Raw genomic sequence first — 19,795 nt, 5'->3', positions numbered from 1 at the left:
TTGATGATGCAAACTGATATTCAACCGCAAGTGTTCCCGTGGCAACAAAATGTGTGGGATACCTTAACAGGACGTTTCCCGCAGTTAGGACATGGCTTATTGTTTTATGGCAAAAAAGGCTGTGGTAAAGAAGCATTTACCCAATATTTTTTGGCGTGGATTTTGTGCCAACAACGTCATTTACGTAATGCTCCTTGTGGAGAGTGTGGCAGTTGTCAGTGGTTGAAATCGGATACACATCCAAATTATGTTTATATTTCAACAGATGAAGAGAATAAAAAGCAAAACGCAAAAATCAAGATTGAAAAAATCCGAGAATTATTGCCATTTGTTCAACAAACTGTAGATGGTTGGCGGGTGATTGTGATTGATCCAGCAGAAGCGTTAAATATGGCCTCTGCTAATGCACTTCTGAAAACCTTAGAAGAGCCGGGTGATCGTGTTCTCATTATTCTTATGGCGGAACATTATTTAAAATTACCTGCCACAATCCGCAGTCGATTACAGCATTTTGCACTTGATCGAATTAGTACAGAGCAAACGCGCACGTACTTGGCAGAACATCTTGCATCTGAACTTTCACAAGAACAATTGACGCTATTGTTGAATCTGTCGAACGATATGCCATTACAAGCTTTAGAGTTGGCACAAAGCCAATGGTTGAATTTACGTCAAGATTTTTTAAATGATTGGCAGAAATTGCTTCATGATAAAAATATGCCAATGGCAATCGCGACCAAATGGCAGAAAGCCTTGCCATTTGGTGATTTTAGTCGCATGTTTGAGTACTTGTTGGCTGACCTGATTTGTGTCAAGCTAAATCAACCAATTAAAAATATAGATTTGGAGTTGGTACAGCTTTCTGAGCAATATTCTTTAGAAATGCTTTTCAATTTATATTCAGATTTGCAACAGTCCAAGCAGTTTATTGAGCAAAACGTACAAACAAATTTAGTACTCGATCAACTGTGTATAAAACTAATGAATGTTTAAAGGGGAAAACAATGCAACCACGTATGGGCGGTATCATTCAGGCAAACATTCCAGATAAGGAAACATTGTACCAATCCTATATGCCTTATGTCGTAGGCGGCGGTTTATTTATTCCCTCAAAACAAGCTGTAAAATTAGGGGATGAGGTTTTTGTACTTACTACATTGCCAGAACAATCTCAAAAAATACCTCTAACAGGTAAGGTGATTTGGATTTCGCAGAAACAAAACGGCATTAAACCTCAAGGTTTTGGTATGCAATTATCGGGTGAAAAAGGTGTTTTCTTTAAAGCCGAAGCTGAAAAAATTCTCGCAGGCTTTAAAGTTGAAGGTCGTTATAGTTACACCATGTAATATGGTTTTTAAAATAGGAAAAAATTGTGTTTGTAGATACTCATTGTCATTTAACTATGCTTGATCTGACTCCATATGATGGAAATTTAGATCTGGCTTTGGCGCAAGCGCGAGAGGCTGGCGTTACCAAATTTATGAGTATCTCGGTCGATCTAGATGACCATATTGCTTTGGCGGAAATTGCTGCACGCCATGCCGATGTGGGTTATACCGTGGGTGTACATCCTTGTGAAGACGCAGCTACGATGGCGCGCGCAACAACTGACTATTTGGTGGAGTTAGCCCGAGCAGACAAGGTCTGGGCATTGGGTGAAACTGGATTGGATTATTTTCACAGTACAGACTTTATTCAAGAACAAAAAGAGTGTTTTGCTCGCCATATTCAAGCTTCACAAATTGTGAAAAAGCCTGTCGTTGTACATACTCGCTCGGCTAAGCATGACACAGTAGATATTATTCGTGCAGAAAAATCCACGCATGGAATTTTGCATTGTTTTACAGAAGATTGGGCCACGGCTAAAGCTGTTTTAGATTGTGGCTATTATGTTTCTTTTTCAGGCATTGTTTCTTTTAAAAATGCACAAGATTTAAGAGATGTTGCCAAGCAAGTTCCTTTAGATCGCGTGTTGATTGAAACAGATAGCCCATATCTTGCGCCGGTACCATATCGTGGTAAAACAAATGAACCAAAATATGTGCCATATGTAGCCAAAGCCTTGGCTGATGTATATGATAAGTCGCTGGAAGAAATGGCATTGATTACCACACAAAATTTTGAAAACTTGCTGCAATTAAAGTAATAGATTGTGTGGCTTTAGACTGAATATAAGAATTGAAGAGAGTGTAGAGTGAAGATGGATCGTCAAGCTCAGTTTCGAGCAAGAGAAACTTTAATATTCCAAGTGGCTGAGCAATTATTGCTTGAAAATGGCGAATCAGGCATGACACTCGATGCTTTAGCTGCTGAGCTTGATTTAGCAAAAGGCACACTCTACAAGCATTTTCAAAGTAAAGATGAGCTGTATATGCTGCTCATTATACGTAATGAGCGTATGTTGCTAGAGATGATTATGGATTCGGAAAAAGCCTTTCCTGAACATCTCGCATTTTTTATGCTTCATCATCTTCATCATCCTGAGCGGACAGTGCTTTTTCATCAAATAGAAGAACGCCTTTCTATTACAGGTCAAGGCATTCAACATTTATTCAGTGAGTTGTACAAAGTACGACGTCATCGTTTACGACTCATTATTAATATGACAGAAACCTATTTGGGCTCTATTCAGAGTTTGATGTCTGTACGTGATTATCTGGCATCAATTTGGTCTTTAACCTATGGTGCTGCTGCAATTTTGAATTCTAGCTTCTATCAACGCTATCTTGGCTCTCGTGATACTTTACGCGTGGCGTATATCGACCAAGCCCTCGCATTGCCCAAACAAGTCAGTTCGTAGACGTTCAAATCATGAAATACCATCAACGTGCTTCGAGTCGAGGTTTTACACTGATTGAGGTGATGGTTGTAATTGTGGTGGTCGCTATCGTTACTTCATTAATTATGATGAATTTTGGCGGGATTGATCAGCGTAAAGCGATGCAGGCGCGTGAAATTTTCATTATGAATCTGCAACGTATTGCCCGCGAGTCGAATGATCAATCACTTGTTTTGGCTTTAAATGTACAGCCTGCAACAGATGTAAATCCTTTTCGATATATGGTTGCGGAATATCATCCTGCAAAAACTGAAGTGAATACGGTCGCGAATCAGTCTTCTTGGACAGAATATTCAGCTTTTAAAATACAACCTTTACCAGAGAATGTAAGTTTTCAAATACAATCGACAGATTATCAATATGATAAAGCACAGAACTCAACTTTGTTGGATGCTAAAGCTCCCCAATTAATTTGGTTAGGGAATGGTGAAGTCAAACCAGTAAGAATACAATTTTATTATTCACAACAGCCAATTGGACCTGAAATTGAAATTGACCATTTAGGTAAAATTAATGAAATCTAAAGGGTTTACACTATTAGAAGTCATGGTGGCTTTGGCAATTTTCGCAACTGCGGCAATGGCATTGACCAAAGTTGCAATGCAATATACACAAGCGACAGCACAAGCTATTTTACGAACTAAAGCTCAATTTGTTGCACAGAATGAAATCGCTGAAATGCAAATCAAAGGGGAATGGTTGGATGGTACTCAGTCTGAACAGTTATCCCAACAAGGTGAACATTGGCAGATAGAGAAAAGTGCACAGTCCACGATTAGTCCAAATGTGCAACGCGTAGAAATACAAGTGCGTTTGTTTAACACGGAAACCGGTAAGGCCGAAGCGGGAGTTACCCATCTGGTCTTTTTTAATAATAGAACATAATCATGCAAAAACGTGCTGGTTTTACTTTGGTCGAACTGTTGGTTGCTATCGCAATTTTTGCAGTTTTGTCTGCTTTGGGTTGGAAAGTTTTTGATTATTTAATAAAAGTAAAAGAGCGTAATGCTCAACATGAGCAGAAATTGGCGAATTTACAACAAGCCTACCAGCAAATTTTAAAAGACAGTATTCAAATTGCACCACTGACCTCAAATGTAAATGGGGAAATTGAACCTGCTTTGGTTTTGCAAAATGATCGTTTTGTTTTTAGTAAAATTGGTGTCACTGATCCGCTATTACAGGGTATTCCAGCAGAGGAACGCATTCAATATCAATATCAAGCAGATACGCAGCATCTAACCCGATTGCGTACGCGTGGTCTGAATGCAGCAGCACAAATACAGCCAGAATCAAGTGTATTACTTGAAAATGTTGAACAGTTTCAAGTAAGCGTGTTGAATCCGAATGAACTCTCCTCATGGCCTGAATTTGCAGAACAGCAAGACGATTTGGTGCAAAAAAAGAGACTGCCAAAGGGAATAAAAATAAATTTAACGGTCAATGGTGTTGCGTATGAGTGGATATTTAGTTTGTTGAATACAGATTATTTAGAGCAGAAGCAAAAAAGTTAAAGTGCAGTATATTTTTGGTGATTGCACGCCATGGGATGTCAAATGAATAAGCAAAAGGGAATCGCATTAATCACGATATTGGTGATGGTGGCTTTAGCTACTATTTTGGCTGCAACCATTGGTCAGCGCCAGAAGTTTACTGCGGACAATACTGCTTATCTGATGCGACAGAATCAATCGTTGTGGTATGCAAAAAGTGCCGAAACTTTTTTTTCGGAATTATTGATTGAAGATGCTGAAAATGCAGGTGATGTCGATTTTTTACAAGAAAATTGGGCAAAACCTATGCCTGCATTCCCTGTTGAAGATGGCTATGTGACGGGGCAGCTTTACGACGAATCTGGTAAATTTAATCTGAATAGTCTTATCGATGATTCGGGGCAAGTTAATGTCGCGGCGAAGCAATGGTTTGAACGACTGCTGCTGAATGTGGGGCTAACTGCAGAACTGAGCGAAGCCGTAATTGACTGGCAAGATGCTGATAATGAAAATATAGGACCAATGGGGGCTGAAGAGAGCTATTATCGAGGGTTAAATAATGCCTATTTACCAGCAAATACAAAGTTTCATGCGGTTGAAGAATTAAAAATGGTTCGAGGGTTTGAAGGTGAAAAATACCTAAAAATAGCACCATACGTCAGTACTATTTCAGTTAAAGATACCAAGTTGAATATAAATACTGCACCTGCCATTGTATTGGCGAGTTTGGACGAACATCTAGATGTGAAAGCTGTGCAGGCTGCTTTGGAGACTAGACAGCAGAATATAGAGCATTTTACTAATTTAGATGAGTTTTGGAAGCTGGCGCCTTTTAGTCAGATTAACGCTGATACACGAAGCTCAGTTCAAAGTTTACTAGGGGTAAAGTCGAATTATTTTCGTGCAAAAATTGAAGTTGTGCTGAGTGAACGGAAGCGTCAATTTCAAACAAATTTGTTGAGAGAAGATAAGAAAGTTTATGTACTGAGTCGGTCCCTTGCTCCTGAATAGGTAAATCTCAAGGACCGATCGTGATAAATGGGAAAATTAATGTGCTTTAGGTCGCTTTTGTTCTATAATTAATATTATTTCATTGATGACTGATACCGTTAAGGCACATGTTAATTCGTAAGTTATTTAAGTTCGAAAATGCGCATATAGTGCGAAATTGCACATCAGACCGCTGTAAGCGTTCGATTCATGGGCATAGCTATAAAGTTGAATTACTACTTAAAGCTTCGAAGTTGGATCATGGTCAAATGGTATATGACTTTGGTCTGCTTAAAGGGCTAATCAAAGACATTTTTGACAGTTTTGATCATGCAATTTGTTTTTGGCAGCATGATGACCCTGAGTATATTCAGGCGTGTAAAAAATTTAGTGCACGTTGGGTGGCATTACCTGTTTCACCTTCAGCGGAACAATTTTCTCGTATTTTCTTCTTTTTAGCACAACAGATTTTGGCATCAACCGAAACACAAAATGGTGAAGGTGATGTAGAGGTCTATTCTGTAATTGTGCATGAAACTGATACAGGTTATGCGCAAAGCTTTTTAGAAGATATTGACAATAAACAGATGGGAATATTGTCTTTGGATGAAATTGTATTTTCTGAACAAGTACAATCCGAATGGACTGACCCTTTAATGTATGAAAAGCTGAAACAGGGCTTTAAATTCCAAAATCCGAGCGTGGATTTACAAGTAAAAATTTAATTTACAAATTAAGAAAGAATTCAAAGGGATTAGGAAATAAGCATGTCTTATACCGATCAACAACTACACAAGTTGGATAAAGTTCAGCTTGATGCTAGTTGGAAATATGGACTCAGTGATTTCTTACTCAGCCCACAAATGGATGAGTTAAGAGATTTTTTGGTGTCAGAAAAACAAGCGCAGAAAGAAATCTATCCACCGAGCAGCTTGATTTTTAATGCGTTTAATACAACACCTTTAGAGCGAGTTAAGGTGGTGATTTTAGGGCAAGACCCATATCATGGACCAAATCAGGCGCATGGTTTAAGTTTTTCCGTGCAAAGAGGTGTTGCATTGCCGCCATCCTTACGTAATATTTTTCATGAATTACATGCGGATATAGGTGTTGAAATTCCTCGTCACGGTGATTTAACTCATTGGGCGGAACAAGGTGTACTCTTACTGAACAGCGTGCTTACTGTTGAGGCAGGTCAACCGACTTCACATCAAAAGCGGGGTTGGGAAAATTTTACTGATCATGTGATTGATGTGTTAAATGAACAACGTGAACACATAGTATTTATTCTTTGGGGCGCATATGCTCAACGGAAAGGGCAAAGAATAGATCCGAATAAGCATCTAATTTTAAAAGCTGCACATCCATCTCCACTGGCTGCAAATCGTGGTGGTTTTTTTGGATGTAAAGTTTTTTCAAAAACAAATAATTATCTCAAACATAATGGCATTGAGCCTATAAATTGGCAGCTGGACGCATGACACATTCTCCCATATTAAAAAGTTATCATCCTGATATTCTTGTTGAAGAAGCAATTAACGGTTGGCGTATTGTACGCTTAAATCGTCCGAAGTCTCTACATGCACTCGATGAGTCTATTGTCTCAGCGCTGCTAGAAGTATTTCAAGATTTTCATCATGATGATCGCGTAAAGGCGATTTGGCTGGATTCTACGACACCAAAAGCATTTTGTGCGGGTGGGGATGTCCGTAAATTACGTCAACTGGTCATTAATTCAGAAGTTGATGCAGCAAACAAATTCTTTGAACAGGAATATGCGCTTGATCTGCTTTTACATAACTATGCGAAGCCAGTATTGGTTTGGGGTGAAGGTTATGTCATGGGTGGTGGTTTAGGCCTATTTATGGCGGCCCCTTTCCGTATGGTGACACCATATTCACGTTTGGCAATGCCTGAAATTAATATTGGTTTATATCCTGATGTGGGTGCAACACGTTTCCTGGCAGATCGTGGTGCGATTGGGTTGTTTACAGGTTTAACAGGCTCAATTATGACGGCTGCTGGTGCTTATAGTATTGGTTGGGCAACGCATATTTGTGATGCACACCGCGATAAGGTACTTGATAAACTAGTCAATATTGATTGGGGACACTACCCAGCAGGTGATTTCCGCGCAATTGATGATACTTTAAACAGTTTGCATAGACCTGTAGGGCCGGGTCCGTTACAAAACTCTTTGGATGTGATTCAAAGTGTTTGTCGTGGTGTGAATTTTGAACATGATTATGAGTCAATCATTGGTTTGAGAGATGCCCGTAGTGATTGGTTACGCCAAGCCAGTGAAAATTTACAAAAAGGGTCACCTGCGACTGCTGCGCTAACATGGTTGTTATGGCAATGGGGTAAGCAGATTCACTCTTGGAATGAAGTATTTGAGTTAGAAACGCAAATTTCTGATTGGAAAATTCGTCATGCTGACTTCGTGGAAGGTGTTCGCGCACGTTTGGTGGACAAAGATTTAGCGCCAGAATGGACTCAAGGAGCAGATTTGTCCTTAAAAGGCATTTTATCTGCAAATCCTCCTGTTACGACAATTGAAAGTTGGAATCAATTGCTCAAGCAGTATGGTGTGCTAGCCTAATTAATGACGGAGTTTGAGCTTTATTCTGATGAATATTGGATGCAGCTTGCTTACCAGCAGGCTGCTATTGCTGCATCACAACAAGAAATCCCTGTAGGGGCTGTCTTGGTCAGTCAGAATCAAATTCTTGGGGTGGGTCATAATGCCCCCATTTCGCAAACTGACCCAACAGCACATGCAGAAATTCAAGCAATTCGTCAGGCATGTCACAAACTTCAAAATTACCGACTACCTTCAGATGCAGTTTTATATGTAACTTTAGAGCCTTGTACCATGTGCGTCGGGGCTTTAATTCATTCGCGTGTTGCTAAAGTGGTGTTTGCAGCAACTGAACCTAAAGCGGGTTCTCTGGTGAGTGCACGTAAGTTATTGGAAACGGGCTATTATAATCACCAGTTTGAAGTAGTTTCTGGGTGTTTGCAGCAGCAATGTTCTCAGCAATTAAGCGATTTCTTTAGAATGCGTCGTCAGCAGAAGAAAGAGCAAAAAAGACAAGAAAAACTTGATGGTTCAGATTAATTAAGTCAATTTCATGTAGAATTTAATGACAATAAAAATTGTCAAGATGGATGTATATATGAATTCAATTCAAGTTAAAAAGAAATTTGAAGCCCCAATTCAACAAGTTTTTGATTTATTAGCAAAACATGCAACTTATAATGTAGCTTTTGCACCAATTCAAGTCGAGCGTGTAGTGGATTCAAAGGATCCACAAAGACCAGATGGTTTGGGTTCTGTTCGACGGATGGGAATTGGTCCTGTAAAACCTTTGCGTGAAAAAATAACATTACTGCAAGAAAACCAGCGTATTGAATATAAAATTATCCAGAATCCACTCATTAAGCACCATCTCGGGATTATTGAATTTGAAGCATTGACACCTGATTCAACATTGGTGACATATACGATTGAATTACAAGCACGCGTTCCCTTTGTCAGTAAATTAATCCTTGCACAGCTTAATTCTGCGATTAAACTAGGTTTTTCTAAACTCGCGAAATCTGTGTAAGGCATAACGGAAAAGCAATGACAGTTAAAATTATTACGATTGATGGCCCTAGTGGTTCGGGCAAAGGTACTCTCGCTGCTAAATTAGCTGCACATTATCAATTTCACTTATTAGATTCTGGTGCTATATATCGGTTGCTCGGACTGTCATTGCATAAGCAAAACCTATTGGAAGAAATTGATTCTCAAATTGACCGTTGTGCTGAAATTGCAACAAATTTAGACATACAATTTGTAACAACCCCAAATGAAACACAGATTTTGTTAGATGGTGAAGATGTTACTCAAACCATTCGTACTGAACGTGTAGGTGAATTCGCATCAAAAGTCGCTGCAATTCCTGCACTTAGAGCAGCATTATTTGACCGTCAGCGGGCCTTTGCACAAGCGCCAGGCTTGGTTGCAGATGGTCGAGATATGGCAACTTCAATTTTTCCAGAAGCACCAGTGAAGATTTATTTGACCGCTTCGGCACAATCCAGAGCTGAGCGTCGGGTAAAACAGTTGCAGGGTATGGGGCTGGATGTTAAAATAAACGACATTTTAGCTAATATTGAAGCTCGCGATAAACGAGATATGGAACGCGAAGTCGCTCCACTCAAACCCGCAGTAGATGCTTTGATTATTGATAGCTCGGAGTTAAACATTAATGAAGTGTTTAACCTGATGACTCAATATATCGACAAGCAGTTAGCTAAGTAAAGAAATTTTTAGCGAAAGCATAGCTTGATCAGTTTATAACGGACTATGTAGACGCGTAACTAAAACGGCCTTGTCTGATCCAAGACCGCATACTTTATCGGGTATATCATGACCGAATCTTTTGCAGCCCTCTTTGAAGAAAGCGAATTAAACCTCAACGTTGAAAAGGGTGCTGTCATCCAAGGCGTTGTAGTAAGCATCGACTCTGACTGGGTAACTGTTGACACTGGCCTTAAATCTGAAGGCGTTGTTGACCGTGCTGAATTCTTAAACGAACAACGTGAACTTGAAGTTCAAGTTGGCGATACAGTAGATGTTGTTGTTGAAGCTCTTGACAACGGTATGGGCCAAACTGTTTTATCACGTGAAAAAGCGAAACGTGCTGAAACTTGGACTAAACTTGAAAAAATCTTTGAAGATGGCGAAATCGTTACTGGTGTTATCTCTGGTAAAGTTAAAGGCGGTTTCACTGTTGACATCGGTCCAGTTCGTGCGTTCTTACCAGGTTCTTTGGTAGATACTCGTCCTATCCGTGACACGACTCATCTTGAAGGTAAAGAGTTAGAATTCAAAGTAATCAAACTTGATGCGAAACGTAACAACGTTGTTGTATCACGTCGTGCTGTTATGGAAGCTGAATCTTCAGCTGACCGTGAAGCTCTTCTTGCTCAGCTTGAAGAAGGTCAAACAGTTACAGGTACTATTAAGAACCTTACTGATTACGGCGCATTTGTTGACCTTGGCGGTATCGATGGTCTTCTTCACATCACTGACATGGCTTGGAAACGTATCAAGCACCCATCAGAAGTTGTTGAAGTTGGTCAAGAAGTTACTGTTAAAGTACTTAAATTTGACAAAGAGCGTAACCGCGTATCTTTAGGTCTTAAGCAATTAGGCGAAGATCCATGGTTAGCGATCATGAGCCGTTACCCTAAAGGTTCAATCGTTAAAGCTCGCGTAACTAATTTAACTGACTACGGTTGCTTCGCTGAAATCGCTGAAGGCGTTGAAGGCTTAGTACACGTTTCAGAAATGGACCACACTAACAAAAACATCCACCCATCTAAAGTTGTTCAGATTGGTGATGAAGTTGACGTTATGGTTCTTGAAGTTGATGAAGAACGTCGTCGTATTTCTCTTGGTATCAAACAAACTCGTGCTAACCCATGGGAAGAGTTTGCTAAGAACCACGACAAAGGCGAGAAAGTTTCTGGTACGATCAAATCTATCACTGACTTTGGTATCTTCATTGGTTTGCCAGGTGGTATCGACGGTTTAGTTCACTTGTCTGATATTTCTTGGAACGAACAAGGTGAAGAAGCGATTCGTCGTTACAAGAAAGGTGACACTGTTGAAGCTGTTATCTTGTCTGTAGACGCTGAAGGCAACCGTATCAGCCTTGGCATCAAGCAAATGAACAGCGATCCGTTCAACGATTTCTTAGCTGCTAACGAACGCGGTGCTTTGGTTAAAGGTACTGTAACTGCAGTTGACGCTAAAGGCGCTACTGTTAAGTTGGCTGACGAAGTAGAAGCTCAATTAAAAGCTTCTGAAATCAACCGTGATCGCGTTGAAGATGCAACTAAATTCTTGGAAGTTGGTCAAGAAGTAGAAGCTAAAATCATCAACGTTGATCGTAAATCTCGCTCTATCAACTTGTCTATCAAAGCGAAAGATGAAGCTGAAGAGAAAGAAGCTGTTGCTAACTTGAAGACTGCATCTGTGTCTCAAGAAAATGGTCCTAAGACTATTGGTGACTTGATCAAAGCTCAAATGAACCACTAAGTAGGTCGTATAAATTGTATTGTTAATGTAATTTAACTAATACTTTTTACACAAATACTGTAAACGGTAGCGTAGTATTTAATTATTGCGCTACCGTTTTGTATTTAAACAGGTTATTATCAGTTTAGGTACAAAGTAGCTTGATAATTAAAGAGGTCGCCGATGACTACTGAAGCTCTTAATAAGTCTGACTTAATTGAGCGTATTTCCCTAAAAAACCCGCACTTAGCGGAGCCTTTAGTGGAAGAAGCTGTTAAGATCATGATTGATCAAATGATTGCATCACTTTCGTCTGATAGTCGTATTGAAATTCGTGGGTTTGGTAGCTTTGCCTTGCATCATCGTGAACCACGAATTGGTCGCAATCCGAAAACAGGAAGATCTGTTGAAGTGGCAGCAAAAGCAGTTCCACATTTTAAACCTGGTAAGGCATTACGTGACGCGGTGAATGAAGCTATAGATTAATAATAAGAGGGGTGTATATGCGTTATGTATTGGTCGCCATATTAATCATTTTATTTGGTTATTCCTTGGCTTTGGTTTTACAGAATGGTACTGAAGTCACGGTCGATTTGTTATTTACACAAGTCCCAGCTATGCGCTTAGGTTTGGTTTTATTGCTGACTTTAGCCTTGGGTGTGGTGGTCGGATTATTACTTGGTGTACAAGTATTCCGAGTGTTTCAAACAAGTTGGGAGATTAAACGCTTACGTAAAGATATTGATCACCTTCGAAAAGAACAAATTCAAGCTGCACAATTAGCAGCTGCTGAGGCAGCTGCGAACGTCAGGCATGAAAAAACTGTATTTGATGTAACAAACGATAATAAAAGCCCATTATAATGGGCTTTCTTTTTGTCTAATCAAAGGTAAATTCTCTTGAGTATCATTGTTGCACTAGATGCTAAAAGCCAAATTGATGCATTGCACATTGCAGAGCAGTTAGATCCTGCATTATGCCGAGTAAAAGTTGGTAAAGAGTTATTTACTCATGAAGGTCCATCGGTGGTTAAAGCCTTACACACAGAAGGTTTTGAAGTTTTCTTGGATTTGAAGTTTCATGATATCCCAAATACCACGGCACAAGCTGTATGTGCAGCAGCAGATTTGGGTGTGTGGATGGTGAATGTACATGCATCAGGTGGCCGTAAGATGATGGAAACCTGTGTGGAGCTTTTAAAGGCAGGGAGTTATCAAACTCAACTGATTGCTGTGACTGTGCTGACATCTATGGGGCGTGAAGACTTGCGTGATATTGGTTTGGATGTTGAGCCATTTGAACAAGTAAAGCGTCTAGCAGCTTTAACGAAAGATAGTGGTTTAGATGGGGTGGTGTGTTCAGCTCAAGAGGCAAAAATGTTGCGTGAATTGTTAGGTCAAGATTTTGCTTTGGTGACGCCGGGTATTCGACCTGAAGGTGCTAATGCAGATGACCAAAAGCGAATTGTTACGCCAAAACAAGCGATGTTAGATGGTTCTACGCATTTGGTGATTGGTCGTCCAATTACGAAATCTGAGAATCCGTGTCAAACCTTAAAAGATATTTTGGCAACACTGTAATCTTTAATATTGCAAATACTCGATAAAAAAGCCTTTCTAGTGAAAGGCTTTTTTATATAAGTTAATACAATAAGAAGAGCGGGTATGTACTAATAACTACAGTTATTTTATTTGGTAGTTAGAATGAAGAGCTTGAGAAAGCTTCTGAGCTTTAGCACTCTTTGTAAGAAACTCAGAAGGTAGATGAAAAGACAGATCTGTTGATTGTGTATTTGGTATCGATAGGCTCAATATTGGATATGCCATCATTAATGTTGCGGTTGAAATTATTGGTAGTATCAATATGGGTTTTAGTTGGTGTATCGTATTTAATTTATCTTTTCTTGGCATGGAAATATCACATTCAATGCCAAGGGAATTCTAAAATCACTAAAGTGCAGCAAGTACACTAACAGCAATGGGTGCAAGTATAGAGAGAATAAAACCACTGACCATAGCGTGAGGAATAAAGTCATTGCCACAAGCTTGTTTGACCATGGGGAGTGAGACGTCCATAGCAGTAGCTGCTGCTGAAGCGATTGCTGAGCGCGGATAACGCCAACCAATACAATACATAAGAACGATTGCAAAAATTTCACGAAATAAATCATTAATCAGTGCAATACTACCTAATGCAGGATTTTTAAGTTCGGTGACGACAATTCCGCTCATCGAGTAGAAACCATAACCTTGCGACAACATAATCAGATCTTTCAGTTGAAGTTGATCCAGAAAAATACTACACAGCAAAGCCCCAATAATTGAACCGATAATGCAGCCGATGGGGACCAAAAGAATTTTAAAATTTAACCAAGAGCGATCTAAAGGGCTAAATGCAAGATCGAGTCCAATTAAAAACATGAAAACTAGCAGTAAATACCAAGTATTAACTGGAACTGAAATTCCAACATTTTCCAGTAATTTTGCTAAAAGAAATCCTGTAGCTAACGCTAAACAAGCATAGGAAATACTAATGAAAGACTTGAATAGTAGGGTAAGTGAGATTTTGCCTGAAACGGGTTGTATGCCAATAAATTTATAAAGCGCAAAACAACATAAAAATGACCCTATTGTCGTAAAAAAAGCCAATGTGGTTGCGCTGGTTAATATATGCGAAGAGCCATGAATATTTTCAAGGGCATGGGTAAATTCCATGCTAATCCCGATTAAGAGTAGATAAGAAAAATACGGTAAAACTTTAAAACATAGTTTAATAAAGCTATTTGGAATTTTTTTGGCAAAGACATATCCAGCGGTTAAACATAAAAGAAGCTGAGATATCAGTATAAAGGCTTGCATAGGTCAAGTGATAATTTAGTGTTGTGCCATCATAGCTTAAGTGTGTGAATGTTGCAGTGACTCATGCAAAGGTAAGTCAAGATTTTTAAGGTTCGGTACAAGCGTAATAAAGAAGTATATCTTTATATACGATTGTAGTTTGATAGATTCGGCAATTTTCAAATACAAAGAATTGGGTTAAAAAAGGGTTCTTATCTTTATTGACACAAATATGAAAAGATCGATTCTCAGTCTCATGTATTTAATACAAGCGATGCGTAAAGCTGGGATTGATATTGATCAGCAATTAAAAAGTATTGGTTTAAGTGCGGATGCGTTGGATCCAACTGCCATTATTCAGCCCAGTTTGGAACGTGATGTATTGATGGTCTTAGGTGAGCATATTTCTTCTGAGCAAGGCCTAAATATTGGGCAGCATTATGCATTAGCTGGATATGGTCCTTTATTAATGTTATTGGTGACCAGTGATAATATTAGAGTCGCACTTGAAAAGGTTATTGCATATCAACCTTTAACACATCTTACAGCTAAACTGAGTTTAAAATTTCAGAATCATCAGGTGGCATTGTGTTATGAAGCCAATGATTTAACCGATGAACTAAATATGTTGCGTGCACAATCTGAATTGGCGGGTACATACAAATTTATTCAAGAGTTGTATAAGAAGATGGGCTTAAGTGTGCCTCAGCTTAAAGTTGAGCTGCCTTTTGATCCGCCTGAAAATGCCGAGATTTTGGCAATGTATCAGGCATACTATGGATTGGATATTACATTTTCAAAGTCTTATGCCGCTTTTTGGTTTGATGAAGCAGTTTTGGATATTAAAATTCCTTCGGCTGATCAAATGACTTTCCGTATTTATGATTATAAATGTCAGGCTGAAATGAAGAGATTGTCTCAGCAATCGGCAGTGCCTGATTTGGTAGAGCGTGTGCAGGATTATTTGGATTTACAGCAAGGTGTTATTCCGACTATGGCGAAAACAGCACAGGCATTACACATTCCTGAGCGTACTTTAAGACACCAGTTGCAGCAGTTAAATAGCAGTTATAAACAGATTAGAGAGCAGTTAATTAAGGAAAAAGCTCTGAGATTAATTGAATATCAGGAGTACACCATTGAAATGATTGCTGAATTACTGGGTTATTCTGAACCAGCGGCATTTAATCATGCCTTTAAACGGTGGTTTGGACGCAGTCCTCGGCAATATTCCAAGTAGTGCTTGGACTCATGCCAAAGTTTTATTTATTGTTCTCCAATTTTCGTTATACTTTCGTCAGACCAAAATAGTAATCAAGATATGTCGGATTTAAATCTTCACAGCACCGCCTTTGCTCCTTTATCGCCAGCTGAACGTTATGCACAAGCCTTAGCCTCCGGTCAATTTATGCCTGATGAAGCTCAAGCGCAGGCCGTGCACGAGTTAGATCGTGTCTGGCAAGAACTGATTCAACGCTATAAGGCATCAAAGAAAGCATTTCGTCGCTTCCGTCGTCAGACATCCCCACAAGGTGTTTATATGTGGGGTGGTGTAGGCCGTGGTAAAACATGGTTGATGGATCAGTTTTATGATTCGATTCCATTCCGTCGTAAAACACGCATGCATTTTCATCATTTTATGCAACATGTTCATCGTGAGCTGAATAAATTGTCTGGTCAGCGTAATCCTTTGGATGCGGTTGCAGATCAAATTTATAAAGAAGCAGTGATTATCTGTTTTGATGAATTCTTTGTGACCAATGTCACTGATGCAATGATTCTGAGTGAGTTATTCCAGAAATTATTTAATCGCGGAATTACCTTGATCGCAACATCAAATATTGCGCCAGACGGTCTTTATAAAAATGGTATTCATCGTGATCGCTTTATCCCAACCATTGAAATGGTTAAGAAGAATTGTGTCGTTTTGAATGTAGATGCGGGTGTAGACTATCGTTTGCGGGTATTAAAGCAAGCGCAATTGTTTAAACATCCATTAACGCATGACCATAAACTTTGGATTGCTCAGCGCTTTACGGCATTGACTCAAACTCAGCATCAGTCGCAAGAACCGATTGTGATCAATAACCGTCTGGTAGAAACTATTGGTCATACTGAAGATGTATTGTGGTGTGAGTTTTCTGAACTGTGCTTGAAACCTCGTAGTCCAGCCGACTTTATTGAAATTGCGAATATCTATAACACTGTACTGGTAAGTAATGTCCCGCATTTAACTGATTATCTGTCGGAAGGGACTCGCCGATTCATTTATTTGGTCGATGAGTTTTATGACCGCGGAGTCAAATTGTTGCTGACGTCGCAAGATACGATCATTGATATTTATCAAGGTGAAAAGTTAGCATTTGAAATTGAACGGACACGTTCGCGCTTACTTGAAATGCAATCCGATGACTATTTGCATTCAGAACACCGACTCATTGAGAAATCTGCCAAAGATTTTAACGAATAAATAAAGAAACGCCATTAAATGGCGTTTTTTTATGGGTGAAAGTATTGTATGTTAAATCAACATTTTTTCTTGTATAAGGAAATGTGAATACCTCAAAACAAGTAAAAATTCAAGAAATGAGGCAGGTTCGAAGTAACGCTGAACTTAAGTCTAATTTCGACATTTCAAAAACTTAATACACTGTAAAAAGAGTATTCATGAACGTGATAATACAAACTAAATAGGATTTTATTTGATGAAGTCAATATTTATTGCACAGAAAATGCTTACTATTTAGGAATGTGATATTCGTATTCAGAAAAGTATAAATAGGTATACTGGAATCTCTTGTTATAAAAAGTAGCAATATCAGGAAAGACAATGACTGTACGTATTCAAAAGGGTAAGTTAGCGATTGCTAAAGAACTTTACGATTTCATCGAGAATGAAGCTTTACCAGGTTCTGGTTTGGACAGCGAAACATACTGGAAAAACTTTGAGCAAGTCGTTGTCGATCTTAGCCCAAAAAATAAAGCGCTTTTAGCTAAGCGTGAAGATCTTCAGGCTAAAATTGATGAATGGCACCGCAACAACACATTTGAATTAGAAGCTTACAAAGCTTTCCTTAAAGAAATTGGCTACTTGGTACCAGAAGTAGAAGATTTCCAGATCAGCACAGAAAATGTTGATGAAGAAGTTGCATTATTGGCAGGACCACAATTGGTTGTACCTGTGCGTAATGCGCGTTATTGCTTAAATGCGGCAAACGCTCGTTGGGGGTCTTTATACGATGCACTTTACGGCTTCGATGTAATCTCAGAAGAAAGTGGCGCAGAAAAAGGTAAAGGCTATAACCCTGTACGTGGTGACAAAGTTATTGCATTTGCTAAAAATTTCTTAAACGAAACTTTCCCATTGGCACAAGGTTCACATGCAGACGCTACACGTTATGCAGTGGAAAATAATAAACTTGTTGTGACTTTAAAAGATGGTTCTACAACTGGTTTAGCACATGAAGCACAATTTGTTGGCTTCAATGGTGAAGAAGCGAATCCATCAGAAGTTGTTCTACTCAATAATGGTTTACATGTCATTATTGAAGTTGATGCGACAAGCCCAGTGGGTAAAACAGATGCTGCAGGTGTTAAAGATTTAGTTCTTGAAGCAGCAATTACAACGATTCAGGATTTAGAAGATTCTGTGGCGGCTGTTGATGCAGAAGAAAAAGTAGAAGGCTACCGTAACTGGTTGGGCCTAATGAAAGGTGATTTGCAAGAATCGATTGAGAAAAATGGCAAGACCATTACTCGTACATTAAATAAAGACCGTACCATTAAAAACTTGATTGGTGGTACGACAACTTTACATGGTCGCTCGTTAATGCTTCTACGTAACGTCGGTCATTTAATGACGAACCCTGCTATTTTGGTCGATGGTGAAGAAATTTTTGAAGGCATTATGGATGCGTTGGTAACACCGTTACTCAGTGTTGCAGATATTCGTGGTCAAAATGAGAACAAGAACTCTCGTAAAGGCTCGATGTATATCGTTAAACCAAAAATGCATGGACCAGAAGAAGTTGCATTTGCAGTTGAATTGTTTGAACGTGCAGAACAAGCAATTGGCTTACCAGCGAAGTCTTTAAAAATCGGTATTATGGACGAAGAGCGCCGTACATCAGTGAACTTGAAAAACTGTATTGAGGCTGCTAAAGACCGTACGATCTTTATTAACACAGGTTTTATGGACCGTACAGGTGATGAAATCCATACTTCTATGGAAGCAGCACCAGTTGTTCGTAAAGAAGCAGTGAAAACACAAAAATGGATTGCAGCTTACGAAAACCGTAACGTAGCAATTGGTTTGGAGTGTGGTTTGCAAGGTAAGGCGCAAATTGGTAAAGGTATGTGGCCTAAGCCAGACAGTATGAAAGATATGTTAGCGACCAAAGCTGCACATCCAAATGCTGGTGCATCATGTGCTTGGGTGCCATCACCAGCGGGTGCTGCGCTACATGCAATGCATTACCATCAAGTCAATGTAAAATCACGTCAAGATCAATTGAAAGCTGAACAAATGCTTTCTCTAGATGATTTGTTAACGCCTCCGTTTGCTCCAGAAACAAACTGGTCTGCAGATGAAATTAACAATGAACTTGAAAATAACTGTCAAGGTATCTTGGGTTATGTAGTGCGTTGGGTCGACTTGGGTGTAGGTTGCTCTAAAGTTCCAGATATCAACAACGTTGGTTTAATGGAAGATCGTGCAACATTACGTATTTCTTCACAACACGTTGCAAACTGGTTGCGTCACGGTATTGTAACTCGTGCACAAGTTGAAGAAGTGTTGAAGCGCATGGCTAAAATTGTAGACGGTCAAAATGCTGAAGATCCATTGTATACCCCAATGGCAACAGACTTTGATAACAATATCGCTTTCCAAGCAGCTTCTGATTTAATTTTCAAAGGTGGTGTTCAGCCTTCTGGTTATACTGAGCCATTGTTACACGCTGCACGTTTGAAATTAAAAGGCTATACAGGTGACTAATTTCGATTAGTTACGTGAATCTGACAAAGACCTTTCAATTTTGAAAGGTCTTTGTTTTTTAGGAATCTATAAAATGCAATAACAAAAAGAAAATGGTTTTTGTTGCAGGGACATGGCTACATACAGAGCAAGAATTAGTACTGATTGAGCAGCTTAAAATAGGTGATTTAGTGCTTTCACACCACAGCAACGGAATAGGTAAAATTGAGTATAAGCCTGTTCTAAATATATTGAAGTCTGATAATCAATATCCAACGATGTCTCCAATTCCAGAGGTTTTTGCATTAAAGAACAATCCTATTACATCAAGATGATGAGTACTATCTAGCGAGGATCATTCGACATTATGGGGTATTGCCTGAAACCTTAATAAAACAAGATGAAAGAGATTATTTATACTTGGATAAGGATAAAGGTAGGGAACTTGTTGAGTTGTATAGTGAGACGATTGGAAGATTCATCCCTTGTGGTGGTAAAGCTTACTATGATTATGTCTATAATATTGAAGTTGCAGATTCTAATACTTATTTTGTGACTGAAATGGGAATTCTGGTTCATCATTAA

Annotated in this window: 24 protein-coding genes; 23 read left to right on the top strand and 1 reads right to left on the bottom strand. The window is 39.1% G+C overall.

The genetic code is table 11. The annotated features are described in order from the left end of the window. Window positions 1-6 precede the first annotated feature (6 nt). The 18 genes from E0H82_RS14475 to pyrF all read left to right on the top strand — a co-directional run bounded on the left by E0H82_RS14475 (window position 7) and on the right by pyrF (window position 12,978). Window positions 7-993 (top strand): DNA polymerase III subunit delta', encoded by a 987-nt coding sequence (locus E0H82_RS14475; RefSeq protein ID WP_131265455.1) that lies wholly within the window; start codon window positions 7-9, stop codon window positions 991-993. Between the two features lie 11 nt (window positions 994-1,004). Further along, entirely contained in the window at window positions 1,005-1,346 is a 342-nt protein-coding gene (locus E0H82_RS14470; RefSeq protein ID WP_116758956.1) for a PilZ domain-containing protein, read from the top strand. 26 nt (window positions 1,347-1,372) lie between these two features. Continuing rightward, a complete protein-coding gene (locus E0H82_RS14465) occupies window positions 1,373-2,146 on the top strand; it encodes a TatD family hydrolase (protein ID WP_131265443.1) in 774 nt (257 codons plus the stop codon). A gap of 54 nt (window positions 2,147-2,200) precedes the next feature. Then, window positions 2,201-2,800: a TetR/AcrR family transcriptional regulator gene (locus tag E0H82_RS14460; RefSeq protein ID WP_116758958.1), complete on the top strand. Its 600-nt coding sequence runs from the start codon at window positions 2,201-2,203 to the stop codon at window positions 2,798-2,800. An 11-nt stretch (window positions 2,801-2,811) separates the two neighbouring features. Next, the gene (locus E0H82_RS14455; RefSeq protein WP_131265442.1) at window positions 2,812-3,363 is read left to right on the top strand and encodes a prepilin-type N-terminal cleavage/methylation domain-containing protein; all 552 of its coding nucleotides are present in this window, start codon (window positions 2,812-2,814) and stop codon (window positions 3,361-3,363) included. Beyond that, window positions 3,353-3,724 carry a type II secretion system minor pseudopilin GspI gene (gene gspI, locus E0H82_RS14450; protein WP_131265441.1) on the top strand — a complete coding sequence of 124 codons (372 nt, stop codon included), beginning with the start codon at window positions 3,353-3,355 and terminating at the stop codon, window positions 3,722-3,724. The genes E0H82_RS14455 and gspI overlap by 11 nt, the downstream gene beginning before the upstream one ends. Before the next feature lie 2 nt (window positions 3,725-3,726). After that, window positions 3,727-4,353 carry a type II secretion system minor pseudopilin GspJ gene (gene gspJ / locus E0H82_RS14445; RefSeq protein ID WP_131265440.1) on the top strand — a complete coding sequence of 209 codons (627 nt, stop codon included), beginning with the start codon at window positions 3,727-3,729 and terminating at the stop codon, window positions 4,351-4,353. Between the two features lie 42 nt (window positions 4,354-4,395). Then, entirely contained in the window at window positions 4,396-5,343 is a 948-nt protein-coding gene (gspK, locus tag E0H82_RS14440) for a type II secretion system minor pseudopilin GspK (protein WP_131265439.1), read from the top strand. Window positions 5,344-5,450: 107 nt separating this feature from the next. Beyond that, entirely contained in the window at window positions 5,451-6,047 is a 597-nt protein-coding gene (locus E0H82_RS14435) for a 6-pyruvoyl trahydropterin synthase family protein (RefSeq protein WP_131265438.1), read from the top strand. Between the two features lie 42 nt (window positions 6,048-6,089). Continuing rightward, the gene (ung, locus tag E0H82_RS14430; protein WP_131265437.1) at window positions 6,090-6,803 is read left to right on the top strand and encodes a uracil-DNA glycosylase; all 714 of its coding nucleotides are present in this window, start codon (window positions 6,090-6,092) and stop codon (window positions 6,801-6,803) included. Then, on the top strand, window positions 6,800-7,924 hold the full coding sequence (locus E0H82_RS14425) for an enoyl-CoA hydratase/isomerase family protein (protein ID WP_131265436.1): 1,125 nt from the start codon (window positions 6,800-6,802) through the stop codon (window positions 7,922-7,924). The genes ung and E0H82_RS14425 overlap by 4 nt, the downstream gene beginning before the upstream one ends. Before the next feature lie 3 nt (window positions 7,925-7,927). Further along, a complete protein-coding gene (gene tadA, locus E0H82_RS14420) occupies window positions 7,928-8,443 on the top strand; it encodes a tRNA adenosine(34) deaminase TadA (RefSeq protein ID WP_131265435.1) in 516 nt (171 codons plus the stop codon). Window positions 8,444-8,501: 58 nt separating this feature from the next. Beyond that, window positions 8,502-8,933 (top strand): SRPBCC family protein, encoded by a 432-nt coding sequence (locus E0H82_RS14415; protein WP_131265434.1) that lies wholly within the window; start codon window positions 8,502-8,504, stop codon window positions 8,931-8,933. A 17-nt stretch (window positions 8,934-8,950) separates the two neighbouring features. Further along, a complete protein-coding gene (cmk, locus tag E0H82_RS14410; protein WP_131265433.1) occupies window positions 8,951-9,634 on the top strand; it encodes a (d)CMP kinase in 684 nt (227 codons plus the stop codon). Between the two features lie 108 nt (window positions 9,635-9,742). Further along, entirely contained in the window at window positions 9,743-11,419 is a 1,677-nt protein-coding gene (gene rpsA / locus E0H82_RS14405) for a 30S ribosomal protein S1 (protein WP_131265432.1), read from the top strand. Between the two features lie 162 nt (window positions 11,420-11,581). Next, window positions 11,582-11,884, top strand: coding sequence for an integration host factor subunit beta (locus E0H82_RS14400; RefSeq protein ID WP_116758970.1), 303 nt, complete (start codon window positions 11,582-11,584; stop codon window positions 11,882-11,884). 17 nt (window positions 11,885-11,901) lie between these two features. Continuing rightward, complete coding sequence (locus E0H82_RS14395) at window positions 11,902-12,261, top strand: lipopolysaccharide assembly protein LapA domain-containing protein (protein WP_116758971.1); 360 nt, start codon at window positions 11,902-11,904, stop codon at window positions 12,259-12,261. A gap of 36 nt (window positions 12,262-12,297) precedes the next feature. Further along, a complete protein-coding gene (gene pyrF / locus E0H82_RS14390; RefSeq protein WP_131265431.1) occupies window positions 12,298-12,978 on the top strand; it encodes an orotidine-5'-phosphate decarboxylase in 681 nt (226 codons plus the stop codon). Window positions 12,979-13,347: 369 nt separating this feature from the next. On the opposite strand, the gene E0H82_RS14385 is transcribed toward pyrF, so the two are convergent. Further along, window positions 13,348-14,256 carry a lysine exporter LysO family protein gene (locus E0H82_RS14385; RefSeq protein WP_131265430.1) on the bottom strand — a complete coding sequence of 303 codons (909 nt, stop codon included), beginning with the start codon at window positions 14,254-14,256 and terminating at the stop codon, window positions 13,348-13,350. 211 nt (window positions 14,257-14,467) lie between these two features. Between E0H82_RS14385 and E0H82_RS14380 the strand changes: the two genes are divergently transcribed. The 5 genes from E0H82_RS14380 (at window position 14,468) to E0H82_RS14360 (ending at window position 19,795) form a co-directional block, all read left to right on the top strand. Continuing rightward, window positions 14,468-15,475 carry an AraC family transcriptional regulator gene (locus tag E0H82_RS14380; RefSeq protein WP_116758974.1) on the top strand — a complete coding sequence of 336 codons (1,008 nt, stop codon included), beginning with the start codon at window positions 14,468-14,470 and terminating at the stop codon, window positions 15,473-15,475. Window positions 15,476-15,556: 81 nt separating this feature from the next. Further along, complete coding sequence (gene zapE, locus E0H82_RS14375; protein WP_131265429.1) at window positions 15,557-16,705, top strand: cell division protein ZapE; 1,149 nt, start codon at window positions 15,557-15,559, stop codon at window positions 16,703-16,705. Between the two features lie 360 nt (window positions 16,706-17,065). Next, on the top strand, window positions 17,066-19,231 hold the full coding sequence (locus E0H82_RS14370) for a malate synthase G (protein ID WP_131265428.1): 2,166 nt from the start codon (window positions 17,066-17,068) through the stop codon (window positions 19,229-19,231). A gap of 92 nt (window positions 19,232-19,323) precedes the next feature. Beyond that, window positions 19,324-19,545 carry a hypothetical protein gene (locus tag E0H82_RS14365; protein WP_131265427.1) on the top strand — a complete coding sequence of 74 codons (222 nt, stop codon included), beginning with the start codon at window positions 19,324-19,326 and terminating at the stop codon, window positions 19,543-19,545. A gap of 40 nt (window positions 19,546-19,585) precedes the next feature. After that, the gene (locus E0H82_RS14360; RefSeq protein WP_165492961.1) at window positions 19,586-19,795 is read left to right on the top strand and encodes a hypothetical protein; all 210 of its coding nucleotides are present in this window, start codon (window positions 19,586-19,588) and stop codon (window positions 19,793-19,795) included.

It is taken from the genome of Acinetobacter sp. ANC 4910, from assembly GCF_004331035.1.
Classification (GTDB): Bacteria; Pseudomonadota; Gammaproteobacteria; order Pseudomonadales; family Moraxellaceae; genus Acinetobacter.
This window is presented reverse-complemented; position numbering and strand designations above follow the sequence as displayed.

Excerpts from the sequence above, each read along its gene's own strand:
- E0H82_RS14380 (WP_116758974.1), top strand. The coding sequence starts at position 14,468 with ATGAAAAGATCGATTCTCAGTCTCATGTATTTAATACAAGCGATGCGT.
- gspI (WP_131265441.1), top strand. The coding sequence starts at position 3,353 with ATGAAATCTAAAGGGTTTACACTATTAGAAGTCATGGTGGCTTTGGCA.
- E0H82_RS14370 (WP_131265428.1), top strand. The coding sequence starts at position 17,066 with ATGACTGTACGTATTCAAAAGGGTAAGTTAGCGATTGCTAAAGAACTT.
- zapE (WP_131265429.1), top strand. The coding sequence starts at position 15,557 with ATGTCGGATTTAAATCTTCACAGCACCGCCTTTGCTCCTTTATCGCCA.
- E0H82_RS14415 (WP_131265434.1), top strand. The coding sequence starts at position 8,502 with ATGAATTCAATTCAAGTTAAAAAGAAATTTGAAGCCCCAATTCAACAA.
- ung (WP_131265437.1), top strand. The coding sequence starts at position 6,090 with ATGTCTTATACCGATCAACAACTACACAAGTTGGATAAAGTTCAGCTT.
- cmk (WP_131265433.1), top strand. The coding sequence starts at position 8,951 with ATGACAGTTAAAATTATTACGATTGATGGCCCTAGTGGTTCGGGCAAA.
- E0H82_RS14400 (WP_116758970.1), top strand. The coding sequence starts at position 11,582 with ATGACTACTGAAGCTCTTAATAAGTCTGACTTAATTGAGCGTATTTCC.
- gspK (WP_131265439.1), top strand. The coding sequence starts at position 4,396 with ATGAATAAGCAAAAGGGAATCGCATTAATCACGATATTGGTGATGGTG.
- E0H82_RS14365 (WP_131265427.1), top strand. The coding sequence starts at position 19,324 with ATGGTTTTTGTTGCAGGGACATGGCTACATACAGAGCAAGAATTAGTA.
- E0H82_RS14470 (WP_116758956.1), top strand. The coding sequence starts at position 1,005 with ATGCAACCACGTATGGGCGGTATCATTCAGGCAAACATTCCAGATAAG.
- E0H82_RS14395 (WP_116758971.1), top strand. The coding sequence starts at position 11,902 with ATGCGTTATGTATTGGTCGCCATATTAATCATTTTATTTGGTTATTCC.
- E0H82_RS14475 (WP_131265455.1), top strand. The coding sequence starts at position 7 with ATGCAAACTGATATTCAACCGCAAGTGTTCCCGTGGCAACAAAATGTG.
- E0H82_RS14460 (WP_116758958.1), top strand. The coding sequence starts at position 2,201 with ATGGATCGTCAAGCTCAGTTTCGAGCAAGAGAAACTTTAATATTCCAA.
- E0H82_RS14435 (WP_131265438.1), top strand. The coding sequence starts at position 5,451 with ATGTTAATTCGTAAGTTATTTAAGTTCGAAAATGCGCATATAGTGCGA.
- E0H82_RS14455 (WP_131265442.1), top strand. The coding sequence starts at position 2,812 with ATGAAATACCATCAACGTGCTTCGAGTCGAGGTTTTACACTGATTGAG.
- E0H82_RS14425 (WP_131265436.1), top strand. The coding sequence starts at position 6,800 with ATGACACATTCTCCCATATTAAAAAGTTATCATCCTGATATTCTTGTT.
- rpsA (WP_131265432.1), top strand. The coding sequence starts at position 9,743 with ATGACCGAATCTTTTGCAGCCCTCTTTGAAGAAAGCGAATTAAACCTC.
- gspJ (WP_131265440.1), top strand. The coding sequence starts at position 3,727 with ATGCAAAAACGTGCTGGTTTTACTTTGGTCGAACTGTTGGTTGCTATC.
- E0H82_RS14385 (WP_131265430.1), bottom strand. The coding sequence starts at position 14,256 with ATGCAAGCCTTTATACTGATATCTCAGCTTCTTTTATGTTTAACCGCT.
- tadA (WP_131265435.1), top strand. The coding sequence starts at position 7,928 with ATGACGGAGTTTGAGCTTTATTCTGATGAATATTGGATGCAGCTTGCT.